The sequence below is a fragment of the Stenotrophomonas sp. 28608_Sma genome (assembly GCF_056486185.1).
Genome location: NZ_CM151308.1, coordinates 4,289,486 through 4,303,000, shown reverse-complemented (window position 1 = coordinate 4,303,000; position 13,515 = coordinate 4,289,486). Strand labels below are relative to the sequence as shown.

At 67.0% G+C, this 13,515-nt stretch carries 15 protein-coding genes; 14 read left to right on the top strand and 1 reads right to left on the bottom strand.

All coding sequences use genetic code 11. The features are described 5' to 3' along the window. Positions 1-17 precede the first annotated feature (17 nt). The 5 genes from lipA (at position 18) to gnd (ending at position 6,547) form a co-directional block, all read left to right on the top strand. Positions 18-1,028, top strand: a complete 1,011-nt coding sequence (gene lipA / locus ACZLHH_RS20305; protein WP_032130310.1) for a lipoyl synthase — start codon at positions 18-20, stop codon at positions 1,026-1,028. A 318-nt stretch (positions 1,029-1,346) separates the two neighbouring features. Next, positions 1,347-3,524, top strand: a complete 2,178-nt coding sequence (locus tag ACZLHH_RS20300; protein WP_032130309.1) for a carboxy terminal-processing peptidase — start codon at positions 1,347-1,349, stop codon at positions 3,522-3,524. Positions 3,525-3,766: 242 nt separating this feature from the next. Beyond that, the gene (locus ACZLHH_RS20295) at positions 3,767-4,375 is read left to right on the top strand and encodes a DUF2242 domain-containing protein (protein WP_180844679.1); all 609 of its coding nucleotides are present in this window, start codon (positions 3,767-3,769) and stop codon (positions 4,373-4,375) included. Between the two features lie 17 nt (positions 4,376-4,392). After that, on the top strand, positions 4,393-5,631 hold the full coding sequence (locus tag ACZLHH_RS20290) for a hypothetical protein (protein ID WP_180844678.1): 1,239 nt from the start codon (positions 4,393-4,395) through the stop codon (positions 5,629-5,631). Positions 5,632-5,641: 10 nt separating this feature from the next. Continuing rightward, positions 5,642-6,547 (top strand): phosphogluconate dehydrogenase (NAD(+)-dependent, decarboxylating), encoded by a 906-nt coding sequence (gnd, locus tag ACZLHH_RS20285; RefSeq protein ID WP_014648435.1) that lies wholly within the window; start codon positions 5,642-5,644, stop codon positions 6,545-6,547. 354 nt (positions 6,548-6,901) lie between these two features. Here the strand turns inward: gnd and ACZLHH_RS20280 are convergent, their stop codons facing one another. Continuing rightward, positions 6,902-7,945 (bottom strand): oxidoreductase, encoded by a 1,044-nt coding sequence (locus tag ACZLHH_RS20280; protein WP_180844677.1) that lies wholly within the window; start codon positions 7,943-7,945, stop codon positions 6,902-6,904. A 171-nt stretch (positions 7,946-8,116) separates the two neighbouring features. Here ACZLHH_RS20280 and ACZLHH_RS20275 point away from each other — a divergent pair, with 171 nt between their 5' ends. From ACZLHH_RS20275 to ACZLHH_RS20235, 9 genes are all read left to right on the top strand, one after another. Continuing rightward, positions 8,117-8,500 (top strand): BON domain-containing protein, encoded by a 384-nt coding sequence (locus ACZLHH_RS20275; RefSeq protein WP_107433314.1) that lies wholly within the window; start codon positions 8,117-8,119, stop codon positions 8,498-8,500. Positions 8,501-8,731: 231 nt separating this feature from the next. Continuing rightward, entirely contained in the window at positions 8,732-10,549 is a 1,818-nt protein-coding gene (locus ACZLHH_RS20270) for a sensor histidine kinase (RefSeq protein WP_032130516.1), read from the top strand. Beyond that, on the top strand, positions 10,546-10,986 hold the full coding sequence (locus tag ACZLHH_RS20265; protein ID WP_005411057.1) for a response regulator: 441 nt from the start codon (positions 10,546-10,548) through the stop codon (positions 10,984-10,986). Before ACZLHH_RS20270 ends, ACZLHH_RS20265 begins: the two co-directional genes overlap by 4 nt. A gap of 4 nt (positions 10,987-10,990) precedes the next feature. Then, positions 10,991-12,502 carry an ATP-binding protein gene (locus tag ACZLHH_RS20260; RefSeq protein WP_049421376.1) on the top strand — a complete coding sequence of 504 codons (1,512 nt, stop codon included), beginning with the start codon at positions 10,991-10,993 and terminating at the stop codon, positions 12,500-12,502. A gap of 208 nt (positions 12,503-12,710) precedes the next feature. Next, positions 12,711-12,839 carry a hypothetical protein gene (locus tag ACZLHH_RS20255; protein WP_262975181.1) on the top strand — a complete coding sequence of 43 codons (129 nt, stop codon included), beginning with the start codon at positions 12,711-12,713 and terminating at the stop codon, positions 12,837-12,839. Positions 12,840-12,879: 40 nt separating this feature from the next. Continuing rightward, positions 12,880-13,008 carry a hypothetical protein gene (locus ACZLHH_RS20250; protein ID WP_440977439.1) on the top strand — a complete coding sequence of 43 codons (129 nt, stop codon included), beginning with the start codon at positions 12,880-12,882 and terminating at the stop codon, positions 13,006-13,008. A gap of 40 nt (positions 13,009-13,048) precedes the next feature. Then, a complete protein-coding gene (locus tag ACZLHH_RS20245; protein ID WP_440977440.1) occupies positions 13,049-13,177 on the top strand; it encodes a hypothetical protein in 129 nt (42 codons plus the stop codon). Positions 13,178-13,217: 40 nt separating this feature from the next. Continuing rightward, positions 13,218-13,346, top strand: coding sequence for a hypothetical protein (locus ACZLHH_RS20240; RefSeq protein WP_440977440.1), 129 nt, complete (start codon positions 13,218-13,220; stop codon positions 13,344-13,346). A gap of 40 nt (positions 13,347-13,386) precedes the next feature. Beyond that, entirely contained in the window at positions 13,387-13,515 is a 129-nt protein-coding gene (locus ACZLHH_RS20235) for a hypothetical protein (RefSeq protein WP_478478732.1), read from the top strand.

Genomic DNA, 13,515 nt, shown 5'->3' with positions numbered 1-13,515 from the left:
GCCCCCCCGGAACTGCCATGACTGAAACCACCGCCCGTTCCATTCCCCTGCAGATCGTGCAGGGCGACTCCCCGTCCGCCGCGCCGTTGCAGGCCGGGGTCAAGCAACTGGGCGGTGACAAGATCAACCGCTCGCCGGTGCAGTTCGCCGACGCGCCGGTGCTGCGCAAGCCGTCCTGGATCCGCGTGCGCATTCCTTCGGGCAATGCGGTGCAGAACCTGAAGGCCAAGCTGCGCGAGAACCGCCTGGTGACGGTGTGCGAGGAAGCCAGCTGCCCGAACATCCACGAGTGCTTCGGCCACGGCACGGCAACGTTCATGATCCTCGGCGAGGTCTGCACCCGCCGCTGCTCGTTCTGCGACGTCGCCCACGGCCGCCCGAAGCCGCCGGATGCCAACGAACCGGCCAGCCTCGGCCAGACCGTGGCCGACATGGGGCTGAAGTACGTGGTGGTGACCAGCGTCGACCGCGATGACCTGCGCGACGGCGGTGCCCAGCACTTCGTCGACTGCATCAGTGCCATCCGCGCGAAGTCGCCGGGCACCCGCATCGAAGTGCTGACCCCGGACTTCCGCGGCAAGGGCCGCATGGAGCGCGCGCTGGAGATCCTGGCGCAGAACCCGCCGGACGTGTTCAACCACAACATCGAAACCGTGCCGGACCTGTACCGCAACGTGCGCCCGGGTGCGGACTACCAGTGGTCGCTGAACCTGCTGAAGAACTTCAAGGCGCAGCACCCGGACGTGCCGACCAAGAGCGGCATCATGCTGGGCCTGGGCGAAGAGTTCGAACAGATCAAGGCCACCATGCGTGACCTGCGCGCGCACGACGTGGACATGATCACCATCGGCCAGTACCTGCAGCCGACCGCGCACCACCACCCGGTGCTGAAGTACTGGACCCCCGAGGACTACAAGGCGCTGGAAGACTACGGCTACGAGCTGGGCTTCAGCCACGTGGCCTCCGGCCCGATGGTGCGCTCGTCGTACCACGCCGACGTGCAGGCCAAGGGCGCCGGCGTCCGATAAGCGGTTGCGCGATGCGCGCTACCGCTTCCCACGCTGCGCTGCGCACACCGTGGGCCCCGGCTTACCACCACCCACACCCCCGCCGCTTCGCGGCCGCCCCCTGACTCAGGGGGCTTGCAACCCCATGCCCTCTGCAACCGGACAGACGGCGCCGCTGGGTGCGCCGCTCTTCAGCCATTCACAATTTGCTACACCGGCCCGGCTAGGCTGGTTTTCCACCGAGCGCGGCCGGGTGACAAACCCGGCAACTTTCGGCACTGTCGTGGTGTCTTAACACCCCGCAGTCTCCCCCTTGGCAAGGCGCCTTCGAGCACGTCAATGAAATTCAAAGCCCCCGCATTCCTGATGGCCCTGGCGCTGGTCGCGCCGCTGGCGCTGGCGGCCAAGGCCGATTCGCCGGCATTGCCCGCTGCGGCAACCGCCGATCAGGTGACCACCTCCAAGCTGGTGTACGGCCTGCTGTCCGACAGCCGCTACGCGTACCGCCCGCGTGCGCTGGACGAGGCCACCTCCAAGGACGTGTTCAAGCGCTACCTGGAGACGCTGGACGGCGGCAAGCAGTACTTCACCCAGGCTGACGTGGCGCGCTTCGCGCCGTTCGAAGCCAACATTTCCTCGGCCATCCGTGGCGGCGAGCTGGAGCCGGCCTTCCAGGTGTTCGCGGTCTACAAGCAGCGCGTCGGCGAACGTGTGGCCTACGCTCGCAAGCTGCTCAAGCAGGAGCCGGACTTCACCACCGACGAGCGCTTCGAATACGACCGCAAGAAGGTGCCGTGGGCGGCCAGCAGTGCAGAGCTGGATGAGCTGTGGCGCAAGTCGGTCAAGAACGACTGGCTGCGCCTGAAGCTGGCCGGCAAGAAGCCGGACGACATCCGCAAGACGCTGGACAAGCGCTACGCGACGCTGGAGAAGTCGGTCAATGAACTGAAGGGCGAAGACGTCTTCCAGTTCTTCATGAACTCGTACACCAGTGCCGTTGACCCGCACACGGATTACTTCACCCCGCGCACCGCTGAGAACTTCAACCAGGCGATGTCGCTGTCGCTGGAAGGCATTGGTGCGCAGCTGCAGCGCCAGGACGACGTAGTGGTGATCCGCGAGATCATCGCCGGTGGCCCGGCCGCAGTGGATGGCACGCTGAAGCCGGGTGACCGTATCGTCGGCGTCGGCCAGGGCAAGTCCGGCCTGGTCGAGGACGTGATCGGCTGGCGCATCGACGACGTCGTGGCCAAGATCCGCGGCGCCAAGGATACCCAGGTCAAGCTGGAGTTCATCCCGGCTGCTGAGGGCGCCGACGGCAAGCACCACACTCTGGTGCTGACCCGCCAGAAGGTGCGCCTGGCCGAACAGGCCGCCAAGGGCGAGACCATGACCATTCCGGCCGCCAATGGCGAGCCGGCGCGCAAGGTCGGCGTGATCAAGCTGCCGACCTTCTACCAGGACTTCGAAGGCCGTCGCCGCAACGCGGCCGACTACGCCTCGGCCACCCGCGACGTGGCCAAGCTGCTGGCCGGCTTCAAGAACGACAAGCTGGACGGCGTGGTGCTGGACCTGCGCAACAACGGTGGTGGTTCGCTGGATGAAGCCATTGAACTGACCGGTCTGTTCATCGAGCAGGGCCCGGTGGTGCAGGTGCGGGAGTCCGGTGGCCGCGTCACCGTCAACAGCGACCGCAACCAGGGCGTGGCATGGGATGGCCCGCTGGCAGTGCTGATCAACCGCGGTTCGGCCTCGGCTTCGGAAATCTTTGCCGGTGCCATCCAGGATTACGGCCGTGGCCTGGTGATCGGTGAGACCAGCTTCGGCAAGGGCACCGTGCAGAACATCGTCGACCTGGACCGTTGGCCGAGTGGCGAGACCCAGCGCTTCGGCCAGGTGAAGCTGACCATCGCCCAGTTCTTCCGCATCAGCGGCAGCAGCACCCAGCACAAGGGTGTGGTGCCGGACCTGGCCTTCCCGGCCAGCGTCGATGCCACCGAGTTCGGCGAGAGCACCTACGACAACGCGCTGCCGTGGACCCGCATCGCTGCCGTGCCGCACACCCAGTACGGCAACTTCGCGCCGCTGCTGCCGAAGCTGGAAACCCGCCATGACGCGCGCATCGCCGCCGACAAGGAATTCCAGTGGTGGAACGAGGACGTGCAGCAGTTCCGCACCGAGGCCGCGAAGAAGTACATCTCGCTCAACGAGGCCACCCGCCGCGCCGAGCGTGAGCGCCAGGACACCCAGCGCAAGGAGCGCCAGGCGATGCGCAAGGAGCTGGGCCTGGCCTTGGACCCGCTGGCCGATGACAGCAACGACGACGGCCTGACTGGCAACGAGCGCGACATCGTCAAGGATGCCGCCCGCGAGAAGGCTGCCGAGAAGCGTCCGGACCCGCTGCTGCGCGAGTCGGCCTCGATCCTGGCCGATGCGGTGAACCTGCTGGCCAATGATCGCCCGCTGTCGGCGCAGGTGCTGCCGCAGTCGACCGGCGCTGGTCGCTGGGCGGACTGAGCCGGCGACGGCATGTGATACCCGAGGGGCCGGCATTGCCGGCCCCTTTCTGTCTGGGGATCTCGTTCACGGTAGCGCCGGGCCATGCCCAGCGAGCGAAGTGCCACAAACGACTTAATCCCCTCCGTCCCCTTTTCTGTGCATGAACCGGCAGCAACGGGGTGGCTCGGTCACGCCGGTTTCAACCTGCCGCACACGGCCGCAGGGCTACCCTTGGCGGTACCGTCCTCGCAGGAGTACCCATGCGGGCCTCCCGTCTTTCCAGTGCTGCCGTGGCGCTCGCCAGCGCCCTGATCCTGTCGGCCTGTGGTGGCCGCGCCGCCGACAGTACGTTGCTGCGCGAATCCTTTGATTCCGGCGACACCTTCTCGCGTACCGTCGATGGCCGCCCCGGTGACGCCTGCGAGGCCGCGCGGCGCACCCTGCTCAGCCAGGGCTACGCCATCGCCCGCTCCGACGAAGCGCAGGTGGAAGGCAACAAGAACTTCCAGCCACGCGAGGATGATCACGAGCAGCTGGTGCTGCGCATCTCGTGTGCCCCGCGTGGCAACCAGACGCTGGTATTCGTCAGCGCGGTGCAGGACCGCTATGCGCTGAAGAAGAGCCCGACGTCGGCCAGCGTGGGCGTGGGTGCATTGGGCTCGGTGTCGCTGCCGTTCGGCAGCAATGACGACTCGCTGGTGAAAGTGGCCAGCAGCACCGTCACCGATGCCGAGTTCTATCGCCGCTTCTTCCAGCGCCTGCAACAGTACCTGCCGGCGGATGCTGGCAAACCCGCACCGCCTGCGCTCGCGCCGCCCGAGCCTGCATCGTCCGAGCCCGCAACGACCCCCAGCACGGATCAAGGGTGATCGTGCGCGGCAGGTTGATGGGCGTGGCACTCCTGCTGATGCCCGCGCTGGGCATTGCGTCCGCAACGCCGGACTGCACGCAGGGCCTACTGCAGCGGCTGGGATGGCGCTTTGACGAGGTCACGGCCGGTGCACCACAGGTGCACGGCGGCCCGGTGTGTACACGTGCCTCGCTGGCTGAAGCACAGGCGGCAGGCGATCTGCGCGTGGGGTGGCCGGCCGGAATGTCCGCTGCAGCACGCCAGGCGTTGCTGCAACAGTTGCTGGACGATCCAGCCACGGTCTGCGCCTATGCCTTCGAACTGGGCGCGGCCACGCAACGTGCGGCTTCTGCACTGCAGGACAACCCCACCTTCCGCTTCTCCGGCCCGCAGCTGGGCTGGATCGGCTTCGGCCTGCAGGGCCCACGCGCGCAAGGCTGGCAGCGCACACGCAGTTTCGGTCGTGGCTTCGTGCCGAGCGCGGGTAACAGTCATGCACTGGAGGCGTTCTACAGCGGTGCCGTGCGTGCCGAATGCGGGGTCGGCCGCCAGGTCGCGCAGCTGGCTACGCAACGAGAGCTTTATGGTGATGCCGCGTTCGATACTGAGTTCGCAGCGGATGAACTGTCGATCGGCACCTTCCTCGCCCTGCACGAGACCGACAGCATCCTGCTCGGTGCCCACGCGGGTGATTTCTTCGCTGATGGCAAGGCGGTGCGCACCTCGGCGATGGGACGGCAGGCCTTCGTTGGCGTGCCCGGCTTCATCGAGCACGTGTACGACAAGGGCACGCTGGACGACCTGAGCAACCAGGCCGAGAACTTCGTCGTGGTCGAGGTGGGCGAGGGCGCCGCGCAGGCACTGGCTGCGCATGGCGGCCTGGCCTGGTACGACCAGCGCAATGCCGAACTCTGGAAACTCGCGCAGGGCATCCCGCGCATCGGCCAGCGTTACTTCGAGCGCCTGTTGTTCGAGCGCGATCCCAACCTTCGTGCACGGCTGGAACCGCGCTACCACGACACGCTGGCACGCATGGACCAGCTGCTGGACGATCCGTTCTACCAGCAGTTCGTGATCTATGTGCATCCACGCGGTATACGTCCCATCGGCTACCACATCGCCCGCCTGCTCGATCGCAACCCGCGAACGCCGTTTTCGATCGACCTGGCGGTGCACAATCTGCATACCACGCTCTACCGGCGTTGGCGCGAGGCGCAGCTGCGCCACTGCGCGGCTACCGGCAGGCCAGGCAGCCTGACCCTAGACCCCAACTGAAGGTGAAACAATGGACATTGCAATGATCGGCCTTGGCCGCATGGGCGCCAACATGGCCCAGCGCCTGCATCGCGGCGGCCACCGCGTGGTCGGCTACGACCCGGGCGAAGGCGCCCGCCAGCGCGCCGCCGAGGCCGGCCTGGAGGTGGTCGATTCGCTGGCCGCCGCGGTTGCCGCGCTGCCGGTACCGCGCGTGGTGTGGCTGATGGTGCCGGCCGGCGAAACCGTCGACCAGACCCTGGGCCAGTTGACCCCGCACCTGGCCGAGGGTGACATCGTCATCGATGGCGGCAACTCCAACTACCAGGACTCGATCCGTCGCGCCAAGGCACTGGCCGAAGACGATCTGGGCTACGTCGACTGCGGCACCAGTGGTGGCGTGTGGGGCCTGCAGGAGGGCTACAGCCTGATGGTCGGTGGCGAAGCGTCGGTGGTGGAGCAGATCGCACCGCTGCTGCGCACGCTGGCACCGGCCGAAGATCGTGGCTGGGGTCGTGTCGGCCCGTCCGGCGCTGGCCACTTCACCAAGATGGTCCACAACGGCATCGAGTACGGAATGATGCAGGCCTACGCCGAAGGCTTCGCGCTGATGGAGCGCAAGCAGGAAATGGAACTGGACCTGGCCCAGGTCGCCGAAGTCTGGCGCCACGGCAGCGTGGTGCGTTCGTGGCTGCTGGACCTGAGCACTGAAGCCCTCAAGCGCAATCCGTCGCTGGATGGCATCGCCCCGTACGTGGAGGATTCCGGCGAAGGCCGCTGGACCGTGGCCGAAGCGATCGCGCTCGATGTGCCGGCACCGGTGATCACCCTGTCGCTGCTGGAACGCCTGCGCTCGCGCGAATCGAATTCGTTCACCGACCGCCTGTTGTCGGCGATGCGCAATGAATTCGGCGGCCACGCCATCAAGAAATCGTAAGCACCGCGGTGGGGTCGGAGCCCTTTCCGCAGGAAAGGGCTCTGACCCCTTGCAGCCAGTCGAGCATGGCTCGACTCTACAAAAGCGTTCTCCGATCGTTTCCACGTCATCCACGCATGGCGTGGATGTGTCGACCAAGGTCGACACCTACCGTCGGGCGCGGGAATCTGTCGAAGGCGGGTGGGTCCGGTTGCGGGGGCGTGAGCGCCATGGATGGCGCGACCGAGCCTACAGGGACGTATTTACGGCGTCCCCCGCAACCGGACCCACCCCGCCATCACACGGATAGCTTGCCTTTGACGTTGACGTTGACGTTGCCGTTGATTCGGCAGGTGCAGGGCGCAGCCCTGCCGATCACCCCAACGCGATTCGCCGCCCTTCGCGCGCGCTGTCCATGCCGGCCTGCAGCAACCGCATCAGCTGCAGTGCCTGCACCGCACTGACCGTCGGCTCGCCATCGCCGTGCATCGCCGCCGAGAACTGCGAATACAGCCGCCGGTAGTCGCCCGGCAGGTTGTCCACGGTACTGCGCTGCACATTGTCCTCAGTATCGCAGCGCACCAGCTCGCCGTGCCGTGGGTCGATGCCCCAGCCTGGCGCTCCTGGCCCAACACCGCGCCGCAGCTGTGCCTCCTGCACGTCCAGCCCATGCTTGATCCAGCTGCCACGACTGCCATGCACACTGAAGTGCGGCGTGGGGGCCGCCACCAGCGAACCGGCATGCACGATCGCGCGATGCCTCGGGTAGTGCAGTACCGCGTGGAAGTAATCGATGCCGCTGCCACCTTCGCGTTGCACGGCCAGATCGGCATCGATGGCCTCGGGCCAGCCGAACAGCACCAGCATCTGGTCCAGCAGGTGCGGTCCGAGGTCGTACCACAGGCCGCTGCCCGGTCCGTCCTGCTCGCGCCAGCGGTCGCGCACCTGCGGCCGGTAGCGGTCGAAGTGCGCATGGCACTCGGCCACGTTACCGAGCGTGCCTTCGGCCAGCAGCGCCTGCAGGGTGAGGAAGTCGGCATCGAAGCGCCGGTTCTGGAACACGGTCGCGATGCGTCCGGCATCACGTGCCGCAGCCAGCACCGCTTCGGCTTCAGCGACATCCAGCGCGAACGGCTTGTCGACCAGCACATGCTTGCCCGCGGCCAACGCCGCGATCGCCAGCGGTGCGTGTTGTGCGTTCGGAGTGGCGATCACCACCGCGTCCACCGCCGGGTCGTCGAACACCTCCTGCGGCGTGGCGCGCACGTGCACGTCGCTGAACGCGCGCAGCAACGTGTCGCGCTGCGAACTGACGATGCTGTGCAGCACCAGCCCGGGCGTGTGCTGGATCAGCGGCGCATGGAAGACGCGGCCGGCGAGGCCGTAGCCGATCAGGGCCAGTTGCAGGTCGGGGCGCATGAGACGGCTCCGGCAATGGGGAAGGGCAGGGTAAACGACACCTGCGTACAGGCCAAAACTGAACCGTTGCCGTTGGAAACGCCTCGATTCACAGCGGCATGACCGCAACGCCACGCCTGCTCTACGGAGGCTTGTCCAGACTGGCAGCACATCCCGAAGGAGTACGACACGATGAGCAATACCACCCGCACGCTGATTGCTTCCGCCCTGACCCTGGGCCTGGCGCTGTCCTCCTCGGCTGCATTCGCCAAGGACCCGGCCGCGAAGAGCCCGCCGACCAGCACTCATCCGACGACCCATGCCGATCGCCATGACTCAAACGAGCCGGTGACCGACAGCTGGATCACCACCAAGGTGAAGGCCGACCTGCTGGCCAGCAGCAACGTTCCGGGCACTGAAATCAAGGTTGAAACCGTGAATGGCGTGGTCAGCCTGAGCGGTGCCGTGGCCACCCAGGCCGAGAAGGACAAGGCGGTCACCACCGCCAAGGGCATCAAGGGCGTGACCCGCGTCGATGCCGCCGCATTGAAGGTCAGCGCTGCCGCCAAGCGCTGAACCGGGCGGGCGCCCCGGTGCGGGGCGCCCGCTGCCTGGGTAGAGTCGAGCTTGCTCGACTGCCCTTTGGGTTGCAGCCGAGCACGTCTCGGCTCTACCGTGGGTTTCCGCAACCCGTTCAGCCAACCAGGCTGGAAACTCCAGAGTTGTGACCGCCTGCGCTATATTGCCCGTTCCGCCGCAGCCGGGCCGGTATCGGCCTACGCTCCGCGGCTGTGCTGACGAGGAACTATGGCGCTGGTTTTCAGTGATGACATCTGGGACCGTTGGCGGTTGCCGGCCTTGGCGCTGGCCGCCGCCGCGATCATCGTGGTGCCGTGGTTGACCCTGCGCCAACTGCAGCAGGACAGCGAAGATGCGATGGCCTGGGTCAATCATACCCAGGCCGTGGGTGTGGCCCTGCAGCAGCTGCAGGCTGATGTACGCGATGTCGAATCGGCTGCGCTGACCCTGTCCAAGGGTGTGGATGCGCCTGGCCTGCGCGAGCGCATGGCCAAAGCCAATGACCTTCCCGGTCGCCTGGCTGAACTGGGCCGGATGACCCGCGACAATCCTGAGCAGCTGATCCGCATCGGCCGTATCGAGTCGATGCTGGAAGGGCGCATGGCGCTTGCCCGCGAACTGGCAAAATCCGAACCCAACAGTGATCAGCGCGAGCTGGTGCAGGACCTGAGCACGCGCTATCCGATCCGTGGCCTGGTGGAGGAACTGCAGGCGAGCGAGCAGAAGCTGCTGACACAGCGCGCCGAGCAGGCCGCACGCCAGCGCAAGCAGACCGAGCTGGTGTCGTGGAGTTCGCTGGTGATCCAGCTGGCGCTGCTTGGCCTGGTGCTGTGGCTGCTGCAGCGGCAGATCGGTCGCCGCCTGCATGCCGAACGACAGTCGCTGCGTTCGGCCGCGCGTGCAGCCTCGGTGCTGCAGACCGTGCGTGAGCCGATCGTGCTGCTCGACCGCGACCTGCGTGTGCAGCTGCACAACCCTGCCTTCGCCGAGCTGTACGGGCTGCAGGATGAACGCGCCGATGGCCTGTTGCTGGACACTGTCGGCGACGGTGCATGGAAAGACCCCGTGATGCGCCAGCGACTGTCCGATGTGCTGTTGCGCGGCCGCGAACTGTGGGACTTCGAGCATGAACAGCGCGCCGCCGATGGCATGGTGCGCTACATGCTGCTCAACGCGCGGCGCATGCCGCTGCCGGACACCGACGACGAAGTGGTGTTGCTCACGGTCAGCGACGTCACCGTGCAGCGTGCCGTGCAGCTGCGGGTGGAGGAACTGAACCGCCAGCTGGAAGGCAAGGTTGCGCAGGTGTCCGAGGTCAACAGGGAACTGGAAGCCTTCAGCTACTCGGTGTCGCACGACCTGCGTGCACCACTGCGCCACGTGGCCGGTTTCTCCGACAAGCTGTCGCGCCACCTGGGCGACGCCGCCGATGACAAGAGCCGCCATTACCTGGAGGTGATCTCCAGTTCGGCGCGGCGCATGGCGGCACTGATCGACGACCTGCTGGTCTACTCGCGGCTGGGCCGCGCGGCAATGCGCCAGCAGGCGGTGGACATGCAGTCGCTGGTGGCCGATACCCGCGCCATGCTCGATTCCAACCTGCAGGCCGAGGCCGAGAACAGCGGCCATGCGCACCACGTGGAGTGGAGCATCGCGCCGCTGCCGATCGTGGTGGGCGATGAGAACATGATCCGCCAGGTCTGGCTGAACCTGCTCGGCAACGCGGTGAAGTACTCGGGCAACCGCGAACCAGCGAAGATCCGCGTGGACTACCAGCCACAGCCTGACGGCGGTCATCAGTTCACGGTCAGCGACAATGGTGCAGGCTTTGACATGGCCTACGCCGGCAAGCTGTTTGGTGTCTTCCAGCGCCTGCACAAGGCCAGCGACTACCCGGGTACCGGCATCGGCCTGGCCAGCGTGCGCCGCGTGCTCACCCGTCATGGCGGCCGTATCTGGGCCGAGGCTGAACCGGACGTCGGCGCCACCTTCCACTTCTACCTGCCTCCCGCGATCGATGCGGACAAACAAGGGCCTTCTGCATGACCACTCTGCGCACCATTCTTCTCGCCGAAGACAGCCCGGCTGATGCCGAAATGGCGATCGACGCCCTGGAAGAGGCGCGTCTGGCCAACCCCATCGTGCACGTCGAGGATGGCGTGGAAGTGATGGACTACCTGTTGCGCCGTGGTGCCTTCGCCAACCGCGAGGAAGGCCTGCCGGCGGTGCTGCTGCTGGACATCAAGATGCCGCGCATGGATGGCCTGGAGGTGCTGCGGCAGATCCGCGAGCACGAAGAGCTCAAGCGCCTGCCGGTGGTGATCCTGTCGTCCTCGCGCGAGGAAAGCGACCTGGCCCGCAGCTGGGACATGGGCGTGAACGCCTATGTGGTCAAGCCGGTGGACGTGGACCAGTTCTTCGGCGCGGTGCAGACCCTGGGCAAGTTCTGGGCGTTGATCAACCAGGCACCGGAACTCGAGTGAGCCCATGCCCCTGACCGGTCCCGCCCTTGGGGCGCTGCGCATCCTGCTGGTGGAGGACTCACCGGAAGATGCCGAGCTGATGTCCGAACAGATGCTCGACGCGGGCCTGGAAGCCCGCTTCGAACGTGTCGAGAGCGAGGGCGAACTGCGCCAGGCACTGGTCGCGTTCCAGCCGGACATCGTGCTGTCCGACCTGAGCATGCCGGGGTTCTCCGGTGATGACGCGCTGCGCATCGTGCGCGAGACATCACCGGAAGTGCCCTTCATCTTCGTCTCCGGCACCATGGGTGAGGAGAATGCAGTGGCGGCGCTGCAGAAGGGCGCCAACGATTACATCATCAAGCACCTGCCGGCGCGCCTGCCGTCGGCGGTGGCGCGTGCGATCCGCGATGCACGTAGCGCCATAGAGCGCGCACGGGTGGAAACCGAACTGATGCGCGCGCAGCGCCTGGAAAGCCTGTCGCTGCTTGCCGCCGGCCTCAGCCACGACCTGCGCAACATCCTGCAGCCGCTGCTGATCATGCCGGATCTGCTGAAGGCACGCACCGAGGATCCGCAGCTGCACCACCTGGCCGACGTCATCGCCGAATGCGGCCGCCGTGGCCACGAGATGGCCGAGTCGATGCTGTCGTTCGTGCGCGGCTCGCGCAAGCCGAGCGAGCGCATCGAGATCGATGGCCTGTTCGATGCGGTGGCGCTGCTGTTGCGCAGCAACGTGCCCGATGCGGTGCGCCTGGAGTTGCAGGTGCAGGACGAAGGCCTGGTGGTCGACGCCAACTACACCGAACTGCAGCAGGTGATGCTGAACCTGGCGCTCAACGCGATCCAGGCGATGCCCAATGGCGGCCGCCTGAGCCTGACCGCCAGCCATGCCGGCCAGCGCGATGGCGTGGACTGGATGCAGATCTGCGTGGCCGATGAAGGCATCGGCATGGATGCGGACACGCTGTCACACCTGTTCAATCCGTTCTTCACCACCAAGGCCGATGGCACCGGCCTGGGGCTGATTTCCTGCAAGCGCATCGTTGAAGGCGCCGGTGGCAGCATCCACGTCAACAGCCAGCCGGGGCAGGGCACCTGCTTCGAACTGCGGCTGCCGATGCATGAGGCCATCGATGGCAGCGAGCCGATCGAGCAGCTGGTGGCGCTGGGCAGTGGCCAGTCGATCCTGGTGGTTGACGGCGAAGCCACACGCCTGTCGCTGCTCGGCAACGCGCTGTCCAGCCAGGGTTACCAGTTGCAGCTGGCCTCCGATGGCCCGGCGGCGTTGCGCTGGATGCAGCAGGAGGCGATGCCGGCGCTGGTGATTGCCGATGCCGGCTCCAAACTGCTGCCGGCCAGCCAGCTGCTGGGCGAGATGGCCACGCTTGGCTACCGCGGTCCGGCGCTGGTGCTGGAGGATCCGGCGGTGCCAGTCGCGGCGGACGCGTTCCCGGCCGGTGTGGAGGTGCATGTGCTGCACAAGCCGCTGCAGATGCAGCAGGTCTTCCGCGCGGTGGCTGAAGCGCTGGGCTGATGCCGCGGTAGTGCCGGCCGCTGGCCGGCATCGCCGTGCAGTGGGATCACTGCGGTTGCCGGCCAGCGGCCGGCACTACCGGTCCCCGGTTTCCCTGGCGATGCGTGGCTGGTGTTGCCGCTGCCGATGCAGCAGGTGTTCCGCGCGGTGGCCGAAGCGCTGGGCTGACGCCGCGGTAGTGCCGGCCGCTGGCCGGCATCGCCGTGCGATGGGATCACTGCGGTTGCCGGCCAGCGGCCGGCACTACCAGTCCCCGGTTTCCCTGGAGATGCGTGGCTGGTATTGGCCGCTGCCGATGCAGCAGGTCTTCCGCGCGGTGGCCGAAGCGCTGGGCTGATGCCGCGGTAGTGCCGGCCGCTGGCCGGCATTCCCGTGCGGTGGGATCACTGCGGTTGCCGGCCAGCGACCGGCACTACCAGTCCCCGGTTTCCCTGGAGATGCGTGGCTGGTATTGGCCGCTGCCGATGCAGCAGGTCTTCCGCGCGGTGGCTGAAGCGCTGGGCTGACGCCGCGGTAGTGCCGGCCGCTGGCCGGCATTCCCGTGCGATGGGATTACTGCGGTTGCCGGCCAGCGGCCGGCACTACCGGTCCCCGGTTTCCCTGGAGATGCGTGGCTGGTATTGGCCGCTGCCGATGCAGCAGGTGTTCCGCGCGGTGGCCGAAGCGCTGGGCTGACGCCCCGGTAGTGCCGGTCGCTGGCCGGCATCGCCGTGCGATGGGATTACTGCGGTTGCCGGCCAGCGGCCGGCACTACCGGTCCCCGGTTTCCCTGGAGATGCGTGGCTGGTATTGGCCGCTGCCGATGCAGCAGGTGTTCCGCGCGGTGGCCGAAGCGCTGGGCTGACGCCCCGGTAGTGCCGGTCGCTGGCCGGCATCGCCGTGCGATGGGATTACTGCGGTTGCCGGCCAGCGGCCGGCACTACCGGTCCCCGGTTTCCCTGGAGATGCGTGGCTGCTATTGGCCGCTGCCGATGCAGCAGGTCTTCCGCGCGGTGGCCGAAGCGCTGGGCTGA